Source organism: Yinghuangia sp. YIM S10712, from assembly GCF_051388935.1.
Lineage (GTDB): Bacteria > Actinomycetota > Actinomycetes > Streptomycetales > Streptomycetaceae > Yinghuangia.
Genome location: NZ_JBPKBI010000026.1, coordinates 719 through 19,478, shown reverse-complemented (window position 1 = coordinate 19,478; position 18,760 = coordinate 719). Strand labels below are relative to the sequence as shown.

Here is an 18,760-nt window from a genome sequence, read left to right as displayed (position 1 = left end):
AGGATGGAGAACACATGTCAAGCGGCGTCCCGGCGTCCGTCGCGATCCGCCTCGGCGAACGGACCGTCGTAACCGCCCACCGCCCCGGCACGACGCTCCTCCAGGCGGCCCGCGCAGCCGGGCTGCTCGCCCCGGCGTCATGCGAGACCGGGAGCTGCGGCACCTGCATCGCCCGCGTCGTCGAAGGCCGGGCCGACATGCGCAACAACGAGGCCCTGACAGCCGAGGAGGTCGCCGAGGGCTGGGTGCTGACCTGTCAGGCGGTGCCCACCTCGGCGCGCACCAGCGTGGTCTACGAATAGGGGACACCCAGCATGGCTCAGGCAACCACGACATCCCGCGTCGCCGTCGTCACCGGCGGGGCGTCGGGCATCGGCGAGGCGAGCTGCCGCCACCTCGCCGCCGCGGGACACCGCATCGCCGTACTCGACCTGGACGCCGAACGCGCCGCCGCGGTCGCCGACGACCTGCGCACCCAGGGCGTCGCGGCGCTGGCCGTCGGCGTCGACGTCAGCGACCGGACCGCCGTCGACGCGGCGTTCGACAAGGTCCGCGCCGACCTCGGGCCGGTGGGGATCCTGGTCACCAGCGCGGGCCTGATGGCGTTCGACACGTTCGAGGACATCACCCCCGAACGATGGCAACGCGTCCTCGACGTCAACCTGACCGGCACGTTCCACTGCTGCCAGGCGGCCGTGGGCGACATGACCTCCGCGGGATGGGGGCGCATCATCACCATCTCCTCCTCCAGCGCCCAGCGCGGGTCGCCGAACTGCGCCCATTACGCCGCCGCGAAGGGCGGCGTGATCGTGCTGACGAAGTCGCTCGCCCGCATCTACGCGCCGCTCGGCATCACGGTCAACACCATCCCGCCCTCCGGCATCGAGACGCCGATGCAGCACCGCTCCCAGCGGGAGGGTCGCCTGCCGGACAACGACGCCATGGCCCGGGCCATCCCGATCGGCCACCTGGGCACCCCCGACGACATCGCCGCCGCCGTGGCGTACCTCAGCTCGGAGGGCGCAGGCTTCGTCACCGGACAGGTGCTGGGCGTCAACGGCGGGGCGGTGCTGTGACCTCGACCGAGGCACCCCGGCTCGCACCCCTGCCGGCCCGGCACTGGTCGCCGAACGGGCGGGCGCTGCTGCGCGGCCACATCCCCTCGGCCGACGCCTACCTGGCGGACGACGCCGACGAGTCGGCGATGCCGGGCGTCATCGGCCTGTTCGGGCACCACCCCCGACTGGCCGCCCGCTGGATCGGTTTCTCCGGCGGACTCACGACCGACCCCGAACTACCGCCACGCGACCGCGAGTTGCTGGTGCTCCGAGTGGCGTGGCGGACACAGTCCCGCTACGAGTGGACCGAGCACGTCCGGATCGGACGCCGGGCCGGCCTCGACGACGACGAGATCGCCGCCATCGGCGGGGCCGGCGACGACCCGGGCTGGGGCGACCGCGAGCGCGCGCTGATCGCCGCTGCGGACCAGATGGTCGCCGCCCACACGGTCGACGAGCCGACCTGGCGGTGCCTGGCCCGCCACTTCGACGAACGGCAGTTGCTGGAGGTGCTGTTCGTGATCGGCGGCTACCTGTGCCTGGCGGCCGTGCTCAACGCCGTCGGCCTGCCACCGGACGGCGGCCCGGACCGCACACCGATCGCCCTGCCCCCCGCAGCGTCGATGTGAGGTCGTTCATGCTGTCGCCCGCATCGGCCAGGTCAGGGGACCGGACGCGGTTTCGTCGTCCGGTCCCCGACGCCGAGGTGCGGGTCAGCCGGCGACCTCCAGGACGACCTTGCCGATTGCGTGGCCGTCCGCCACGTGTTGCAGGGCGGCGGCCGTGTCGTCGAAGGCGTACACGGCCTGGATGTGGGGTTCGACGCGGCGCTCGGCGAGGAGGGCGAGCAGTTCACCCTCGTTGCGGCGGTACTCCTCGGCGGCGTGCGCCGCGAAGTCGCGGAACTGGAAACCGAGCACCTGCATGCCCTTCAGGAGCACGAGGTTGAGCGGGATGCGCGGGATGACGCCGGACGCATAGCCGACGGTCACGAACCGTCCGCCCCAGCGCAGCGACCGCAGCGCCGGCTCGGACAGGGCACCGCCCACCGGATCGACCACCACGTCCGCGCCGCCGGGCAGGTGCTCGCGCAGCGCCGCGCGCAGGTCGGCCGAGCGGTGGCCGATGAGGTTGCGGGCACCGTACGCCCCGGCGACCTTCAGCTTCTCGGGCGTGGACGCCACCGCGGTCACCGATGCCCCGAGCGCCGCCCCGATCTGCACCGCGGCGAGGCCGACCCCGCCGCCCGCGCCCAGCACCACCAGTTCCTCGCCCGGCAGCAGCCGGGCCACCGAACGCAGCACGTGGTACGCGGTGCGGTGGGCGACGCCGAATGCCGCCGCGACACGGTCGCCGACACCGTCCGGGATGCGGGTGACCGCCGCGGCGTCCACCACGGCCTGCTCGGCGAAGGCGCCGACGAACGCGGTGCCGATCACCCGGTCGCCCACGCCGATGCCCCGCACCCCCTCGGCGACCTCCCGCACCACGCCCGCGAACTCGCTGCCGGGAACGAACGGCGTCGGCGCGCTCGCCTGGTAGCGGTCGGCGACGACCAGCACGTCGGAGAAGTTCACCGCGGCGGCGCGCACCGCCACGCGGACCTGGCCCGCGCCGATTCCCGGCGCCGGGATCTCCTCGATCCGGACGGTTTCCGGGCCTCCGTGGGTCCGGCAGACGGCGGCTCGCATCGTCGGCTCAGCGTCCCTTCCACACCGGCTTGCGCTTCTCGATGAACGCCATCGCGCCTTCCTGGGCGTCCTCGCTGGCGTACACGGACTCCTGCAATTCCTGCATGCGGGCCTCGGCACCCCGCAGATCCGCGACCGCGAGGCGCGCCAGGTCGCGGCTCGCGGCCACGCCGAGCGGGGCGTTGGCCGCGACCCGCTCGCCGAGCCCCAGCGCGGTGACCGCGACCTCCTCGGGCGGCACGACGGCGTTGACCAGCCCGAGCCCGTGGGCGCGCTCCGCAGTGATCGAGTCCCCGGTCATCAGGAGTTCCAGTGCGGCGTTCATCGGGATCTTGGTGCCGATGAACACACCGCCGCCGGCCGCGAAGAGCCCGCGCTTCACCTCGGGAAGCCCGAACCGCGCCTTCTCGGAGGCGACGATCAGATCGCAGGCGAGCAGCACCTCGAAGCCGCCGCCCAGTGCCGTGCCGTTGGCGGCACCGACCACCGGGATGGACGCGCGGCCGGTCATGAACCGCATGTAGTGGCTCATGTCCGAGTCGCTGCCGACGGTGAAGTCCGCGCCGCCGGCGAAGGAGCGCAGGTCCATCCCCGCGCAGAACGTCCGGTCGCCGGTGGCGGTGAGGACGACCACGCGGATGTCCGGGTCGGACTCGGCTTCGGCCACGGCCGCCCCGATGGCGCGCATCATGGCGGGCGTGAGCTGGTTGTGTGCCTCGGGACGGTTCAGACGCACGACGAGCACCGGACCCCGGCGTTCGCGCACCAGTTCGTCGTTCTGCCGGGCGTTGTCGATCTGTTCGGTCACGATGTGTACCTGCTGCTCTCGGCCAAGTCGGCGGCGGTCTGCATGAGTTCCAGGACGATCGGGCCGAACGCCTGAAGTTTGACGTCGTCGCCCGCGCGCTGGAAGCCGCGTTCGAGGATGATGGCGAGCTTCCAGTTGGCGAGGACGCTGTAGTAGTCGATGTCGTCGACCTGACGGCCCGACAACTCGGAGTAGTGCGCGAGGATTTGCTCCCGTGACGGCATCCCCGTCATGTCCACGTAGGTCGATGTCGCGGCCTCGGGGGCGTTGGTGTCCTCCGGCCAGCCCATCAGGAGCCAGGCGAGGTCGAGCTTGGGGTCGCCGACGGTGCCCATCTCCCAGTCCACGAGCGCGGCCAGCCGCGCCGGTTCGCCGTGCCGGTACATCACGTTGGCGAACTGGTAGTCGCCGTGCATGAGTCCGGGGACGTAGTCGATCGGCTTGCGGGCGCGCAACCAGGCGGACGCCTCGTCGAAGCCGGGCAGTTCGCGGCCCTTGATGCGCGCGAAGAACGTCGACCAGCGGTCCACCTGCCGCTCGTGGAAGCCTTCCGGGCGTCCGAGGTCCGCGAGGCCCCGTGCCCGCCAGTCCACCGTCGACAACAGCGCGGCGCCCTCGGCGAGTTGGTAGCCCAGGCCGGCACGGGCCTTCAGGTCGGTGTTGAACGGCGCCGCCCAGCGCGTCCTGTCGGACACGCCCATCGGCGACCAGCCGTCGATGAAGCCCATCAGGTAGAAGGTGCGCCCCAGCACGGAAGGGTCGGTGCAGACCGCGACGGCCTCGGTGTGCGGCACATCGGTGCCGTTCAAGGCCTCGATGATCCGCCACTCGCGGACGATGCCCGCGTCGCGGTCGGCGGGCGCGGTGCCGGGCGGGATTCGCATGGCGCAGTGGAGCGCGTCGCCGCGGCGCAGCTCGAAGATCTCGTTCTGGCTTCCGCCGGAGATGTATCGGGACTCCAGGGGCTCGCCGGTGCCGGGGAGGCCGGCGGTGTCCATCCAGGCCGCGAGCCGTTTCGCCGGCTCGCCGTCGAGCGTCGGGACGGCGGCCTCGGCGGTCTGGGGGGTGTCGGCGGTCCGGGGGGTGTCGGTGTCGGTCACTGGTTTCCCACCTCGTGCTCCAGGTATTCGGCGTACTTCTCGCGTGCCGCAGCGACGCGTTTGGGGATGTGCGCGGTGGGCCACAGGTCGTCGCTGGGCTTGTGGTCGCGCAGGAGTTGGCGGGCCACGGTGACCTTGTGCACTTCGGTGGGACCGTCGACCAGGCCCATGACGGCGGCGCCGAGCAGCATCTTGCCGAAGGGCATCTCGTTGGTCGTGCCGAGTGCGCCGTGGACCTGGAGCGACCGGTGGACGATGTCGTGCAGTACGCCGGGCATGAGGACCTTAACGGCGGCGATGTCCTTGCGGACCTTGCGGTAGTCCTGGTGCTTGTCGATGGTCCACGCGGTGTAGAGGACGAACAGCCGGAACTGCATGAGTTGGGCGTACGAGTCCGCGATGTAGCCCTGCACGAACTGCTTCTCGGCCAACGGGCCGCCCTGCGTGCGGCGGCTGAGGGCCCGCTCGCACATCATGTCCAGAGCCTTCTTCGCGGTGCCGATGGTGCGCATGGCGTGGTGGATGCGACCGCCGCCGAGGCGTGTCTGCGCGATGGCGAACGCCTGGCCCTCCCCGCCGAGCAGCGCGTCGGCCGGGACGCGGACGTTGTCGTAGCGGATGAGCGGGTGGATGCCGTCGCCGAGCGGCTCGTACGCCAGGCCTATGTTGCGTTCGATGTGCACACCGGGCGTGTCGGTGGGCACCAGGAACATCGACATGCCCTGGTACGGGCTCACATCCGGGTTGGTGACGACCATGACGATGAGGAAGTCGGCCGTCTTGGCGTTGGAGGAGAAGTACTTCCAGCCGTTGATGACCCAACCGTCGCCGTCGCGCTCGGCCCGGGTGCGAAACGCCGTCGGGTCGGAGCCGCCTTCGGGCTCGGTCATCGAGTAGGACGAGAAGATCTCGCCGTTCAGCAGCGGCCGCAGGTAGCGCTTCTTCTGCTCCTCGGTGCCGTAGTGGGCGATGATCTCGGCGTTCCCGGTGTCCGGGGCCTGGCAGCCGAACACGATCGGCGCCCACTCCGAGCGCCCCAGGATCTCGTTGAGCAGCGACAGCTTGAGCTGTCCGTGGCCTTGGCCGCCGAGTTCCGGGCTGAGGTGCGTGGCCCACAAGTTGTGCCTGCGCACTTCCTCCTTGAGCGGGTCGAGGACCCGGCGCAGTGTCTCGTCGGGCGGGGTGAACTGGAGGTCGGGCCATGCGTAGTCCAGCGGCTCGACTTCCTCGCGGACGAAGTCATCCGCCCAATCCAGCAGCTTTTGGAATTCGGGCTCCGTTTCGAAGTCCCATGACATGGCGGTCCCTTCCCCATGCTTGCGCAATGTCGCTCGTGATGTTTTTCGCGCGTCTCGGCTGCCGCGAACGGAGTACGTCGGTCGCCGTCGGAGATGCGGCGTGCTGCCGGCCGCCCCCGTGCCGGCCTGCTCCCGTGCCGGCCGCTCCCGTGCCGGCCTGCTCCCGTGTCAGCCTTGGGCCGCAACGGCGCGGCGGGCGCGCTCGCGGAAGCCCTCCAGCTTTTCGTCGGCGGTCCGGGCGCGTGTGCTTCGCGGGACGACGGAGACGTCGTGCCCGGCCGCGGACCGGCGCAGGGCACCCACGGTCGCTTCCTCTTTCGGGATGTGCGCGAAGGGGTCGAACGAGTACCAGCGCATGGCGTTTTCGTGGGTGATCTTGCGGGTGTCGTCGTCCGCGACGGCGTTGTCGGTCAGCACGGTGTGCAGTTCCTCGGGGGCACCGGGCCACAGCGAGTCGCTGTGCGGGTAGTCGGCTTCCCACGCGATGTTGTCGATGCCGATCCTGTCGCGCATCTCGATGCCGACGGGGTCGCTGATGAAGCAGGTCAGGAAGTGCTCGCGGAAGACGTCGCTGGGCAGCCGGTTCCCGAAGTCCTGGAGCGTCCACGCCCGGTGGAGCCGGTACGTCCGGTCGGCTCGGTCGAGGAAGTAGGGGATCCAGCCGTTGCCGCCTTCGGACAGGGCGATCCGCAGGTCGGGGAACTGCTTCAGGACCCGGGACCACAGCAGGTCGGCGGCGGCTGACTGGATGTTCATCGGCTGGAGCGTGAGCAGGACGTCCGGCGGCGAGTCCGCGGCGGGTACGGCGAGGCGGCCGGAGGAGCCGAGGTGGATCGACAGCACGGTTCCGGTGTCGCAGCACGCCTGCCAGACCGGGTCCCAGTACTCGCTGTGGAAGCTGGGGTAGCCGAGCGCGGCCGGGTTCTCCGTGAAGGTGAGCGAGTGGCAGCCCTTGGCCGCGCACCGGCGGACCTCATCGGCGGTCTGTTCGGCGTCCCAGATCACAGGGACGGCCATCGGAATGAACCGGCCGGGGTACGCGCCGCACCACTCGTCGATGTGCCAGTCGTTGTACGCGCGCACCAAGGCGCCCGAGAGGTCGAGGTCGTCGGAGGCGAAGGTCCGCGCCGTGAACGTCGGGAACGACGGGAAGTTCATGGAGGCCACCACCCCGCCGGCGTTCATGTCCTTCACCCGCTCGTGCACGTCGTAGCAGCCGGGCCGGACTTCGTCGAGGCTCTGCGGCTCCATGCCGAACTCCTCGGGCGGTCGCCCGGCGACGGCGTTCAGCGCGGCGGTCTCCATGACGAGCTTGCCGAACACCCAGACGTCGTTGCCCTGTTCATTGCGGACCAGCTTCGGGGCCCGGTCCAGGTATTTGGCGTCGAGGTGGTTGACGAACAGATCCGGCGGCTCGATCAGGTGGTCGTCGACGCTGATCAGAATGAGGTCGTCCAAGTCCATCGAGGAAATCCTTCACCGAGAACGAAGTTACTTCTCACCGGCCACCCGACGGTGTCGCGCTGTCGAAAGCGGCTTTCCGGCTGAAGAACTTGGTCGTAGGAGCGCCGTGAGGCCGGGCGTGCCGTGGCGTGGGAATCCGGAAACGGCCGGGGAGCGCACCGGACCCACGGCCGGCGCAGGTCCGCCGCGGCGCGGGTTTAAATAGTTGACTAGGTCGTAAGTATGAGGCTAGCTTACCCATGGGCGCAGCACAAGGAGGGAACAGCGCCACCACGGCCACTCGTGACGGAGCACCGCGGAGCGAGTGCGCGGGGGAGGAGGCGAACGCCGAAAGGCGGCCAACTCCGCTTCAGCACAAGCGATTTCGGCCGACAAGGTGCTGAGATGCGGCGAACGCCCGGTTCGGGGGCGCCGACCTCCGAGGGCCCACCGGCGAGGCTCTGGCACTCGGAACCGCCGCGTCCGCGACTGTGTCGAGGACAAGGACGAGCGTTACCGGGCGAGGCCGCCTGCCGGGCTCCGTCCCGTCCGACGTCCCGGAAAAGCCCGCGCCCGTGGCTCGGCGCGGACCAGCGTGCGGCCGACGCCGACGGGCTCGGTGCCCACAACCCGGCCGCGGCGGGACGTGCCGCCCGCCTGACGCCGTTCGTCACGGCGGACCCGCCGCCGTGGTGATCGTGGTCTGCCGCCACACATAGGGTGGGCGGGATCCGGTCCGCCGCCGCAGGGTTCGATCAGCGGTTCTCGGAGACCGGACCGCCGGGGCGTCCGGACTGTCAAGGGAACGAGGTGGACATGAACGGAGGCCGACCCGAAATCGAGGGGGCTGCCACGTCACACGCGGACAGGGCGCCGGAGCCGGTCCCGTCGCCGCGCGCGGGGCTCGCCTCCCTCGACGAGGGCTGGACGCCGCCGCATCGGCGCCGGATCAGCAAGACGTCGCACATCCTCGCGGCCGGGCTGCGGAGGCAGATCCTCAGCGGGGAGCTGGAGGTCGGCCGGCGCCTGCCCGCCGAGGCCGAGCTGACCACCACCTTGGAGGTCTCCCGGGACACCCTGCGTGAGGCCCTGCGGATCCTCGAATCGCAGTCGCTCATCGAGATCCGGCGCGGTCGCGGCGGCGGCGCCGTCGTCCGCCGGCCCGGGCTCGACTCCGTGGGGCGGTACGTCGCGCTGCTTCTGCAAGTGCGCCACGCGACGCTGGCGGACCTGGAAGAGGCCCGCCTGGTCATCGAGCCCCCCGCCGCGGCGCAGTTCGCCCTCGCGTGCGACCAGGAACGGCTTGACCGCCTCGTCGCGCTGCACGATGCGGAACGCGGCGCCGCCGGGGACGCGCTGTCGTTCGCGACAGCCGTCGCCATCTTCGACCAGGCCGTCACCGAGCTCTCCGGCAACCTGTCCGTCGGTGTGGTCGCCGGAGTGCTCCGCCACATCTACGCGGGCCAGGTGTACACGGCGGTCGGCACCGCCGACCGGAGCACCGCGGAGCGGTTCGCACGCAGGGTCGTCATCGCGCACAACGGGTTCCTGGAAGCGGCCCGACGTCGCGACGGCGCACTCGCCGCGGAAGCGTGGAGCGACTATCTCGACAGCGCGGGCCGGCTGATGGTCAGCCGCAGCCGCAGCCGGCGCCCGATCGACGTCGTGCCGATGTGGAGGGCGCAGGTCGAACAGGCGGGGGGCGAGAGCTCGCGCCGGGTGGCGACCGCGGTCGCGACGGAGATCCGGTCCCGCATCGCCGACGGACGCCTGCACGACGGTGAGCGGCTGCCGCCACTCGCGGAACTGACCCAGGAGTTCGGTCTCTCGCTGCCGACGCTGCGTGAGGCCCTGCGCATCCTGGAGATGGAACTGCTGCTGGAACTGCGGCCCGGCGACCGCGGTGGCGCCATCGTCCGGTATCCGTCGTCCCGAGTCGCCGCGCAACTGGCGGGCACGGTCTTCGAGGCCCGGGGAACCACGCTCGCGGACTTCTCCCGGGCGGTTCGCATGGTCGAACCCGCCGTGATGGAACTGACCGCCGCGCGAATCGACGCGGACCAGCTCCAGGCACTGCGCGCCCTTGAGGCGGAGATGGCCGAGGCCGTGGAGGACACGCCGCGGTTCATGAAGCTCTTCCGGAACGCCGTCATGGTGGCTTTCGCCGGCACCCGGAACCCGGCTCTGGCCGTCATCGCGCAGATGTTGCAGTGGGTCAAGGTCGGCATCGGACCCGCCGTGAGCATCGGCGCGACCAGCCTGCCGTGGGTGACGACGACCAACCGCAACGCCCACGCGAAGTTCGCGGAGCTTGTCACCGCCCTCGCCGACCACGACCCCGCACGGGCCGCGAGCACATGGGCCGAGTGCCTGGAGGCCAGCGCGCCCTTCTTCGACACGTCCGACCTGGGCCGGCGCCTGGTGGTCGACCTCATCGAGTAGGCGGGCGAGGGGGCCGGGGCTCCGACGCCGCCTCGCTCCACGGGGGCGCCGGAGCCTCCTCCGCCCAGAGGAACCCGATGCCGCGCGCTCCGACGCGCCCGGTGCCGTCCGGGGCGCGTCGGAACCGCCGTGGCAACGTCGCCGTGCTCAGGCGCCGTCGTGCCGGGGCGCGGTGGCGAAGGCTTCCTGCAGCCGGGCTGCCCGTGCCGCGACGGTCGGGCCGAACTCGCCGTGCGTGGGGACGTACAGCCGGTTGTCGCGGATGGCGTCGACCACCTGCGCGCCGACCAGCCCGGGGTCGATGCCCTCCCCGACGGAGGATGTCAGGTCGGCCGAACTCATGCCGCGGTCACCCGCTTTGCCGAAGTTGGTCCGGACCAGGCCGGGGAACACCACCGACACACCGACCCCGTGCGGAGCCATCTCCGCGGCGAGCGCCTCACTCAGTCCCACGACCGCGAACTTCGCCGCCGAGTACGCGCCGAAGCGGGCGTTGGCCACCAGCCCGAGCATCGAGGCGGTGTTGACGATGTGGCCCTCGCCCCGGTCACGCATGCCGGCGGCGAACGTGTGGACGCCGTTGAACGTGCCCGTCGGCATGACGGCCATCATGCGGTCGAAGACCTCGGCGGGCAGATCGACCGTGTCGACCAGGTTGTGCCCGATCCCGGCGTTGTTGACGAGGATGTCGACTGGTCCGAAGGCCTGCTCGGTGGCGCGCTTGGCCTCCTGCCAGCCGTCCCGGTCGGTGACGTCCAGGTGCCACACGAGTGCGCCGGCGCCGAGCCGGCCGGCTTCCCGTTCGAGTGCCGCCTCGTCGCGGTCGGCGAGTACGACCCGCGCCCCCGCGGCGAGCAGTGACTCGGCGACCGCCAGTCCGATGCCGCTCGCGGCTCCGGTGACGAAGGCCGTACGGCCGTTGATCGTCTGCATGTGGTTCTCCTCGGTGGTGCGCGTCACAGGGTCCGGAACAGGCCGCCGTCGACGAGGATTTGGGCGCCGTTGATGTAGGAGGAGGCGGCGCCGGCGAGGAAGACGCACACGCCGACCATGTCCTCGGGCAGGCCGATGCGCTTCATCGGGTTGATACGGCCGGCATTGGCCTTGTTCTCCGGGCCCCAGGGCTTGGTGATGTCCGTGTCGAAGGCGCCCGGCAGCACGAGGTTGGCCCGGACTTTGGGGGCCCAGGTGCCGGCCAGTCCCAGGGTGAGTGCGTTCAGGGCGGCCTTGGCCATGGCGTAGGGCAGGTCGTCGGGGTTCGGGCGCAGCGATCCGGCTGTGGTCACGTTGATGATCGACCCGCCGTCGCCTTCGGCCATCCGGGTGCCGATCAGCGCGGAGAGACGGAAGGGGCCCGAGGCGTTGACGGCGTGCGTTTTGTCGTACAGCTCCTGGGTGACCGACGGCAGGTCGGCGTAGAGGGGGGCGATGCCGGCATTGTTCACCAGGACGTCGCAGCGGCCGAAGGCGTCGTACACCGTCTCGACGAGGCGGTCGCAGTCCTCCCACTTGCCCACGTGGGTGGCGACCGGCAGCGCGCGCCGGCCGGTCGACGCCTCGATCTCCTTGGCGGCCTTCTCGCAGGCGTCGCCCTTGCGGCTGGCGATGACGACGTCGGCACCGGCGACGGCGAGGCCTTCGGCGACCGCGCGGCCGATGCCGCGGCTCCCGCCGGTGACGATCGCGACCTTGCCGGTGAGGTCGAACAATTCAGCAGGGGGTTTCATCGGGGCTCGCTCGATTCTGTCGCAGGGGCGTTGTACGTGGGACGGGGCGGGACTGAAACCGACGACCTCATAAGGCACTTCGCGACACGGCGGGATCGCCGGACCGCAGTCCGACGGCCCCCGCTCCCCGGCTGTGCCGGCCGGTCGCCGGCAAGGTCCGATCGGTGTGACCGGCCGGTGCCGGTTCGTGCCGGTTCGGTGCCGCTTCGGCGTCGACCGGACCGGGTCCGTCGGCTTTGCCGGGTCCGCGTCAGGTGCGCGGAATCCACCCGCCGTCGATGTTGAGGGTGTGGCCGGTGACCCAGTCGCTCGCTGCGGAAGCGAGGAACACCAGCCCGCCGACGAGGTCCTCCGGGTCGCCGAAGGGGATGGGGATGGACACGGCGAGCGCGGCGCGGACCTCGGGCGGTGTGGTGGCCAGGCCCGCCTCGGTGTTGACCCAGCCGGGAGCGATCGCGTTGACGCGAATGCCCCGGGGAGCGAGCTCCTTGGCCAGCGACATCGTCATGCTGACCACACCCAGCTTGGTGATGCCGTAGTGCGCCGACGGCAGGAAGGCGCCGCCGGACGACTGGTTGATGATCTTCCCGTAGCCCTTCTCCGCCATGTAGGGCACCACCGCCCGGGCGCACAGCAGGGGACCGGTGAGGTTGACGGCCAGCGTGCGGTGCCAGGTGTCCATCGGGATGGTCGTCAGAGTCTGGCCCATGATCTCGGCCATCAGCGCGGCGTTGTTCACCAGGATGTCGACCGAGCCGAACCGGTCCGCCGCCGACCCTGCCATTTCGGCGACGCTCGCCTCGTCACTCACATCCACCTGCACCGAGGCGACGTCGTACCCGTCGCGCTCCAACTCCTCGGCCGCCGCACGCACTCCGTCGGCATTGAGATCGGCCAGCACCACGGACGCACCCGCGCCGGCCAGCCCTCGGGCGTACGCCCGCCCGATACCCCCCGCCGCGCCGGTCACGATCGCGACCTTGCCCTTCAACGGCTCAGCGCCCACTGGCCCGCCCTTCTCGCCTGTCCTACGTCAACACACTGACGACTACGGTCGGTTGCCCTCATGTGGTCCGCTGCTGCCGGGCCTGTATGCGCGGGCCGTGCGGCGACCAGAACGACATCTGCACGCTTTGCAGGTCCAGCGTCTCGCTCATGACCATGTCGCCGGCCGCCACCGCCTCGCGGATCCCCGGCATGACGACGTCGGGGTCGCCGTCCATCTCGTACACGACGAGATACCGGTGCGCGCCGCCGCCGGCCAGACGGTACATCTCCGTGTCCTTCAGGTCGTACCGCTGCGCCGACACCATGCCGGGCACCGCCAGCACGTCGCGGACGTGCACGGTGTCGTACCACTCGTTGAACTCACGGTCCTTGCCCTCGACCGGGTTCGAGAAGACCAGGTAGAGCGTCGTGTCGGCCATGTCACGCCCTTCGGGTACGCCGATTCCCGGCGATGGCGGCACAGGCGGCCGGCTCGGTCGCTCATGTCTCGGCCTTTCCGCGGAACCGCCTGCCTTGTGCCCTGCGCTTCGGTAGGTTAGCTGTTATAGGCTACTGACTCAACTATTTTCCGAAGTGGCATCGGTCGACGTATGCCGAGCGCCGGTCGGTGGGCAGGCATGCGAGGGCAAGGGCACAAAGCACGGACGCGCGTCCGCGAACGCGGATTCCGCGGAACCGGGAAAGCGCATTCGTCCGATCACGGGAGGACGCTTTGCAGACGGGTCTCGACGGCCGCACGGTGCTGGTCACCGGCGGAAATGCCAATATCGGGAAGGCGATTGCCCTGGCCTTCGCCGCGGAACGGACGAACGTGGTGGTGTGCGGCCGCGATGCTGCCCAGGGCCGGCGGGTGTGCGACGAACTCCCGCGCCACGGCGCCAAGGACACACTCTGGTACGCCGCCGACGTCACAGACCGTGCTCAGGTGCAGGCCCTCGTCGACGCGGCGCGGGAGAAGTTCGGCGGGATCGACGTGCTGGTGAACAACGTCGGCGGGAACGTCGGCCTCGACGCCTTCGCCGAATCCGACCCGTCCGACTGGGAACGCGACATCGCACTCAACATCACGAGCACCCTGAACTGCACCCACGCGGTCCTGCCCGGCCAGATCGAGCGCGGAAGCGGACGCGTCATCAACATCGGCTCGGTCTCGGGAATCGTCGGCGACCCGCTGCTCGCCGTGTACTCGGCCATGAAGGGAGCAGTGCACGCGTTCACCAAAGTCCTCGCGAAGGAGGTCGGCCGGCACAACATCACGGTCAACGCCATCGCCCCCTACGGCACCCTCCCCGAAGACGGCGAACGCGACGTCAGCTCAGGCAGCCGCTGGCACCCCGACGGCATATTCGCCCGCCTCGCCGCGACGCGCGCCGAAGAACTCCACTCCGTGGGCCGCCGCACCCTCCTCCTGCGCCAGACGGCCCACCCCTCCGAAATCGCCGCCGCAGCCGTCTACCTCGCCTCCGACGCCGCCGCCTTCGTCACCGGCCAGATCCTGTCCATCGACGGCGGAACACAGATCGCCTGACAGGCGACACCGGAGCCGTTCCCGACCCCGGTGAACATCAGCCGGTCCCTCACCGCGCAACGCGGAAGCCCGGCCGGCCCACGGTGCGGGGGCGGCCGGGCTTCTGCGTTGCAGGAGTCAAGGTCAGGGCGCCGCCTGTCCCGCCTCCACCTCGTCGATGCGCTGGGTCTTGGGGATGAGCAGGGCGAGAAGGGCCGTCACCACCGCGAGTCCCGCGATGAGCAGGTAGGCGTTGGTGAACGCCGCGTCGCGGTAGAACTCGACGCCGTGCATGACCTTGGCGTCCTCGGCCATGACCGTGAAGACGACCTGGGTGATGACAGCGCCGAAGACCCCGGCGAGCATCGACAGCGCACCGCTGCCCAGGGCCTGTTCGGACGGTTCGACCGCCTGGATCACCAGGACCGGGACGGTGGAGACGATCATGCCCATGCCGATGCCGCCGACGACGCCGACCGCGATCAGTTGCCCCTCGGAGTGGTGGTACTGCGAGGTCAGGAGGAAACCGACCGCGAAGATGAGCGCACCGCAGCAGAGCACCTTGCGTCCGTCGAAGCGCCGGGCGAGTGTCCCCGCAGCCACCGCCGACAGCAGGACGACAGTGCTGTTCGGCGCGTTGACCAGGGCGTTGTGCGTGGCCGAGAAGCCCAGGCCGTCCGAGACGCCGGGGATGCTCGGCATCAGCGACATCAGGTACATGAACGTCCCGACGCTGAACGCCGAGGCCTGTGCGAGGGCGCCGGCCAGCAGCGTCGTCCACACCGGGCGCCGGGTCAGCAGGGCCATCGGGAACATCGGGTGGGGAACCCTCGTCTCGACGACCACGAAGGCCACGATCGCGACCACGCCGCCGCAGATGTAGCCGAAGGTCTTGCCGCTGCTCCAGCCCCACTCCGAGCCTTCGCCCAAGCCGTAGACGATGGCGGTCAGGCCGCCGCCGAGCAGGAGCCCGCCGAGCCAGTCGACCCTTGTGCGCGGTTCGCGCACCGGGCTCTCCGGGACGAACGCGACGAGGGCGGCGAGGGCGATCGCCGCCCCGATCACCATGAACCACAGTGCGCCGCGGAAGCCGAAGTCGTCGAGGAGCCAGCCGGTCAGGAACGGCCCGCCGACGGCGACCAGACCGACGGTGCCGCCCAGAAGACCGGTGGCGGTGCCGACCATGTGGCGCGGAAAGATGTCGCGGGTCAGCGCGTAGGCGATCGGGCCGGCCGCGAGGTAGACGCCGGCGATCCCGCGGCCGACCAGAAGCATGCCGTAACTGGTCGCCAGCGCCGCGATCAGGTCGCCGACCAGGCCGAGCACGGCGACGACGACCATCACGCGCTTCTTGCCGAACATGCCCGCGGCCTTCACCACGAACGGCGTGACGAACGTGCCGACCAGGCTGCCGGCGAGCGTGAACCAGACGATCTCCGTGGTCTGGAAGTGCAGCGCGATCTTGGACTGCGCGTTGCCGGCGAGGATGCCCAGCAGCGCGGTCAGGTGCGCCGCCCATACAAGGGAGAAGACCATCAGCGCATACCGCGCGCCAAGCGTTGATCGCGGTGCCTCGTCGGTCTTGGTCTCGCGCTCCGGAGACGGTGCTACGGCTGTCATGAAATGTCCTGGCTGTGAGGTGCAGAAAATCGGAGCGTGAGGACGTGTGATCGTCGACAGTAAACGCTGCGGTAGGGCCGCGCCAGACCCGGTCACCGACGGGTTTTCCGGGCGAAGCAACATCTGGCAACCGATTGCCGCGGTGTGTCCCCCGGCGGTTACCGTGCCGGGATCGATCCGAGCGAAGGGCGATCTCCGGAACGGTGGCCGAGGCATGTGAGGACGTGTGCGCCCCGCCATCGGTCCGGAGGTCCGGCGCTCGTTGCCACATGATCAGTGAAACGTTCCAATAACGGGTGGCCCCGGCGGCTCCGTGCAGGGAGAGTGCCCGGGGCGGGCTGGAGGGCCGCCGTGGCAGTACCCACACGCTTGCGCGTCGAACACCTGGACGAGGCGCTGGGCACCGACGTGCGTGCTCCGCGACTGTCGTGGTGGCTGCCTGCCGGCTCGCTGCGGCAGTCCGCCTACCGGATTCGTACGCAGGACTGGGACTCCGGCTGGGTGGAAAGCGACCAAAGCGTCCTCGTGCCCTACGCGGGGCCGGTGCCCGCGCCCGGGCAGCGCTGCGTGTGGCAGGTCAAGGTTCGCACGGATCTGGGCGAGAGCGACTGGTCGCAGCCGTCGTCCTGGGAGCCCGTGCTCGACGTCGCGGACTGGACGGCCGCGTGGATCGAACCCGCCGAGGACACTGTGCCGGAGGCCGGCAGGCGCCCCGCCTACCTTCTGCGACACGAGTTCACCCTCGACGCCGCGCCGACGACCGCCCGGGTGTACGCCACCGCGCACGGCGTCTACGAGTTGTTCGTCAACGGCACCCGGGTCGGCGACCAAGAGCTCGCGCCGGGGTTCACGGCGTACGGCTCACGCCTGATGGTCCAGACGTACGACGTCACGGCGCTTCTGCGTCCGGGGGCGAACGCGATCGGCGCGGTGTTGTCCGACGGCTGGTTCCGCGGACAGATCACCTCCCGCCTGACGCCCGACGCGTTCGGCAGCCGGACGGCCCTGCTGGCGCAACTGCGCGCGACCACGGAGACCGGCGACGTGACCATGGTCGGCACCGGACCGGGCTGGCGGTCCACCCGCGCGGAGATCACCGCCGCCGACCTGATGGACGGCCAGCGGACCGACTTCCGCCTGGCCGTCCCCGGCTGGTCCGAGCCCGGCGCGGACGACAGCGCCTGGAGCAAGGCCGTCGTCGCGCAGGACGGCCTCTATGCGAAGACCGACCGCCTCGCCGCAAGCCCCGCGCCGCCGGTCCGCCGCGTACAGGCACTCACCCCGGTCGCGATCACCGCGCCCCGGCCCGGCGTGCAGGTCGTCGACTTCGGCCAGAACATCAACGGCTGGGTACGCCTGAACGAACTCGGGCCGCAGGGCACCGAGTTGACTCTCACCCACGGCGAAACACTCGGCCCCGACGGCGATGTGACACTGGATCACCTCTTCATCACCGACGGCGACGGAACGCGCGGCCCGGACCAGCGGGACCAAGTGGTGTCGTCCGGGCGGACGGGCGAGGTCTTCGAACCACGGCACACCACACACGGCTTCCGGTACGTTCGCGTCGAGGGCCACCCCGGGACTCTCACCCCTGGCGACATCGAAGCGGTCGTCGTCCACACGGACTTCGCGCGAACCGGCTGGTTCCGGTGCAGCGACGAGCGGGTCAACCGCCTGCACGAGGCTGCGTTGTGGAGCTTCCGCGGCAATGCCTGCGACATCCCCACCGACTGCCCGCAGCGCGAACGCGACGGCTGGACCGGCGACTGGCAGATCTTCGTCCCGACCGCCGCCTTCCTGTACGACGTCGCGGGGTTCTCGGCGAAGTGGCTGCGCGACCTCGCCGCCGACCAGTGGCCCGACGGGCGGGTCCCCAACGTGATCCCCGACGGCGGGCACAAACGCCGCGGCGAGGACCTGTTCACATACATCCAGGGTTCCGCCGGCTGGGGCGACGCCGCGGTGATCGTGCCGTGGGAGACGTACCGCGCGTACGGCGACGAGCAGGTTCTCGCCGATCAGTACGATTCGATGGTCCGCTGGCACGACTACGCCGCCGGCATCGCCCGCACCGGCCGCTGGGGCGCCCGCGCCGAGGCCCGCCCCGAGCCCGCCGCGCACGAGGAGTTCCTGTGGGACTCCGCGTTCCACTACGGCGAGTGGTGCGAACCCAAAGGCACCCACGACACCCCGTTCTACGCGCAGGACCCCGGTCCCATCGCCACCGCGTACCTGCACTACTCGTCGCGACTGCTCGCGAAGACCGCCGCGGTGCTCGGCAGGGCCGACGACGCCGACCGCTACCGGCGATACGCGGACAACGTGCTCGCGGCGTGGCGCACCGAGTTCATCGGCCCGGACGGACACCTGACCGTCGACACGCAGGCCAACCACGTCCGCGCGCTGGCCTTCGGCCTGGTGCCGGAGCATCTGCGGGAACAGACCGCGGCGCGCCTGGTCGCCCTCATCCGCGAAGCCGGCACCCATCTGGCCACCGGGTTCCTGGCCACGCCGTACCTGCTGCCGGTGCTCGCCGACACCGGGCACCTGGACGTCGCCTACGAACTGCTGATGCAGGACACCGAGCCTTCCTGGCTCGTGATGATCGACCGCGGCGCCACCACGGTCTGGGAGGACTGGGACGGTATCGACGCGGACGGCACCGCCCACGCCTCGCTCAACCACTACAGCAAGGGCGCCGTCGTCTCCTTCCTGCACCGCCACACCGCCGGCATCCGCCCGCGCGAAGACGCCCTGGCCTACCGGCACTTCGACATCCGCCCCGAACCGGGAGGCGGCCTGACCCGGGCGGAAGCCGAACTCGACACCCCGTACGGCCGCATCTCCACCCGGTGGTCCATCGAGGACGGCCGCTTCGACCTGGCGTTCACCGTCCCGCCCGGCACCACCGCCACCGTCACCCTCCCGGACGGCCGCACCTACGACGCGGGACCGGGCGACCACCAGGACACCTGCGCTCTCGGCCGCTGAGCGACGCGGCAAACCAGGCAGGTGAGTTGGGCCCGACCGGGAAGTCCCGGCCGGGCCCGCCGCC

The 18,760-nt window shown here is 70.7% G+C and carries 16 protein-coding genes; 6 read left to right on the top strand and 10 right to left on the bottom strand.

The genetic code is table 11. The annotated features are described in order from the left end of the window. Window positions 1-14 precede the first annotated feature (14 nt). From ACRX5W_RS30315 to ACRX5W_RS30305, 3 genes are read left to right on the top strand one after another with little or no spacing between them, the layout of a single operon-like run. A complete protein-coding gene (locus tag ACRX5W_RS30315) occupies window positions 15-302 on the top strand; it encodes a 2Fe-2S iron-sulfur cluster-binding protein (protein WP_436791580.1) in 288 nt (95 codons plus the stop codon). A 12-nt stretch (window positions 303-314) separates the two neighbouring features. After that, on the top strand, window positions 315-1,076 hold the full coding sequence (locus ACRX5W_RS30310) for an SDR family NAD(P)-dependent oxidoreductase (RefSeq protein WP_436791579.1): 762 nt from the start codon (window positions 315-317) through the stop codon (window positions 1,074-1,076). Then, window positions 1,073-1,687: a carboxymuconolactone decarboxylase family protein gene (locus ACRX5W_RS30305; protein WP_436791578.1), complete on the top strand. Its 615-nt coding sequence runs from the start codon at window positions 1,073-1,075 to the stop codon at window positions 1,685-1,687. Before ACRX5W_RS30310 ends, ACRX5W_RS30305 begins: the two co-directional genes overlap by 4 nt. An 84-nt stretch (window positions 1,688-1,771) precedes the next feature. Here ACRX5W_RS30305 and ACRX5W_RS30300 read toward each other — a convergent pair whose 3' ends face one another. From ACRX5W_RS30300 to ACRX5W_RS30280, 5 genes are all read right to left on the bottom strand, one after another. Further along, on the bottom strand, window positions 1,772-2,749 hold the full coding sequence (locus ACRX5W_RS30300) for an NADPH:quinone oxidoreductase family protein (protein WP_436791577.1): 978 nt from the start codon (window positions 2,747-2,749) through the stop codon (window positions 1,772-1,774). A gap of 7 nt (window positions 2,750-2,756) precedes the next feature. Then, window positions 2,757-3,557 (bottom strand): enoyl-CoA hydratase-related protein, encoded by an 801-nt coding sequence (locus tag ACRX5W_RS30295; RefSeq protein WP_436791576.1) that lies wholly within the window; start codon window positions 3,555-3,557, stop codon window positions 2,757-2,759. After that, window positions 3,554-4,657, bottom strand: a complete 1,104-nt coding sequence (locus ACRX5W_RS30290; RefSeq protein WP_436791575.1) for a phosphotransferase family protein — start codon at window positions 4,655-4,657, stop codon at window positions 3,554-3,556. Before ACRX5W_RS30290 ends, ACRX5W_RS30295 begins: the two co-directional genes overlap by 4 nt. Continuing rightward, entirely contained in the window at window positions 4,654-5,955 is a 1,302-nt protein-coding gene (locus ACRX5W_RS30285) for an acyl-CoA dehydrogenase family protein (protein ID WP_436791574.1), read from the bottom strand. The genes ACRX5W_RS30290 and ACRX5W_RS30285 overlap by 4 nt, the downstream gene beginning before the upstream one ends. A 168-nt stretch (window positions 5,956-6,123) precedes the next feature. After that, window positions 6,124-7,419 (bottom strand): amidohydrolase family protein, encoded by a 1,296-nt coding sequence (locus ACRX5W_RS30280; protein WP_436791573.1) that lies wholly within the window; start codon window positions 7,417-7,419, stop codon window positions 6,124-6,126. A 795-nt stretch (window positions 7,420-8,214) separates the two neighbouring features. Here ACRX5W_RS30280 and ACRX5W_RS30275 point away from each other — a divergent pair. Further along, entirely contained in the window at window positions 8,215-9,840 is a 1,626-nt protein-coding gene (locus ACRX5W_RS30275; RefSeq protein ID WP_436791572.1) for a FadR/GntR family transcriptional regulator, read from the top strand. 147 nt (window positions 9,841-9,987) lie between these two features. Here the strand turns inward: ACRX5W_RS30275 and ACRX5W_RS30270 are convergent, their stop codons facing one another. The 4 genes from ACRX5W_RS30270 to ACRX5W_RS30255 form a co-directional block, all read right to left on the bottom strand. Beyond that, a complete protein-coding gene (locus ACRX5W_RS30270; RefSeq protein ID WP_436791571.1) occupies window positions 9,988-10,773 on the bottom strand; it encodes an SDR family oxidoreductase in 786 nt (261 codons plus the stop codon). A 23-nt stretch (window positions 10,774-10,796) separates the two neighbouring features. Continuing rightward, window positions 10,797-11,567: an SDR family NAD(P)-dependent oxidoreductase gene (locus tag ACRX5W_RS30265; RefSeq protein WP_436791570.1), complete on the bottom strand. Its 771-nt coding sequence runs from the start codon at window positions 11,565-11,567 to the stop codon at window positions 10,797-10,799. A gap of 250 nt (window positions 11,568-11,817) precedes the next feature. Next, the gene (locus ACRX5W_RS30260; RefSeq protein ID WP_436791569.1) at window positions 11,818-12,573 is read right to left on the bottom strand and encodes an SDR family oxidoreductase; all 756 of its coding nucleotides are present in this window, start codon (window positions 12,571-12,573) and stop codon (window positions 11,818-11,820) included. Between the two features lie 58 nt (window positions 12,574-12,631). After that, window positions 12,632-12,994 (bottom strand): hypothetical protein, encoded by a 363-nt coding sequence (locus ACRX5W_RS30255; RefSeq protein ID WP_436791568.1) that lies wholly within the window; start codon window positions 12,992-12,994, stop codon window positions 12,632-12,634. Window positions 12,995-13,287: 293 nt separating this feature from the next. On the opposite strand from ACRX5W_RS30255, the gene ACRX5W_RS30250 reads away from it, so the two are divergent. Further along, window positions 13,288-14,103 (top strand): SDR family NAD(P)-dependent oxidoreductase, encoded by an 816-nt coding sequence (locus ACRX5W_RS30250; RefSeq protein WP_436791567.1) that lies wholly within the window; start codon window positions 13,288-13,290, stop codon window positions 14,101-14,103. Between the two features lie 123 nt (window positions 14,104-14,226). Here the strand turns inward: ACRX5W_RS30250 and ACRX5W_RS30245 are convergent, their stop codons facing one another. Further along, the gene (locus ACRX5W_RS30245) at window positions 14,227-15,702 is read right to left on the bottom strand and encodes an MFS transporter (RefSeq protein ID WP_436791566.1); all 1,476 of its coding nucleotides are present in this window, start codon (window positions 15,700-15,702) and stop codon (window positions 14,227-14,229) included. Window positions 15,703-16,053: 351 nt separating this feature from the next. Here ACRX5W_RS30245 and ACRX5W_RS30240 point away from each other — a divergent pair, with 351 nt between their 5' ends. Beyond that, window positions 16,054-18,696, top strand: coding sequence for a family 78 glycoside hydrolase catalytic domain (locus tag ACRX5W_RS30240; protein ID WP_436791565.1), 2,643 nt, complete (start codon window positions 16,054-16,056; stop codon window positions 18,694-18,696). Window positions 18,697-18,760: the final 64 nt, after the last annotated feature.

Bases quoted from the DNA above. Each gene is read 5' to 3' on its own strand.
- ACRX5W_RS30285 (WP_436791574.1), bottom strand. From the start codon at position 5,955: ATGTCATGGGACTTCGAAACGGAGCCCGAATTCCAAAAGCTGCTGGAT.
- ACRX5W_RS30270 (WP_436791571.1), bottom strand. From the start codon at position 10,773: ATGCAGACGATCAACGGCCGTACGGCCTTCGTCACCGGAGCCGCGAGC.
- ACRX5W_RS30255 (WP_436791568.1), bottom strand. From the start codon at position 12,994: ATGGCCGACACGACGCTCTACCTGGTCTTCTCGAACCCGGTCGAGGGC.
- ACRX5W_RS30275 (WP_436791572.1), top strand. From the start codon at position 8,215: ATGAACGGAGGCCGACCCGAAATCGAGGGGGCTGCCACGTCACACGCG.
- ACRX5W_RS30265 (WP_436791570.1), bottom strand. From the start codon at position 11,567: ATGAAACCCCCTGCTGAATTGTTCGACCTCACCGGCAAGGTCGCGATC.
- ACRX5W_RS30245 (WP_436791566.1), bottom strand. From the start codon at position 15,702: ATGACAGCCGTAGCACCGTCTCCGGAGCGCGAGACCAAGACCGACGAG.
- ACRX5W_RS30310 (WP_436791579.1), top strand. From the start codon at position 315: ATGGCTCAGGCAACCACGACATCCCGCGTCGCCGTCGTCACCGGCGGG.
- ACRX5W_RS30315 (WP_436791580.1), top strand. From the start codon at position 15: ATGTCAAGCGGCGTCCCGGCGTCCGTCGCGATCCGCCTCGGCGAACGG.
- ACRX5W_RS30280 (WP_436791573.1), bottom strand. From the start codon at position 7,419: ATGGACTTGGACGACCTCATTCTGATCAGCGTCGACGACCACCTGATC.
- ACRX5W_RS30300 (WP_436791577.1), bottom strand. From the start codon at position 2,749: ATGCGAGCCGCCGTCTGCCGGACCCACGGAGGCCCGGAAACCGTCCGG.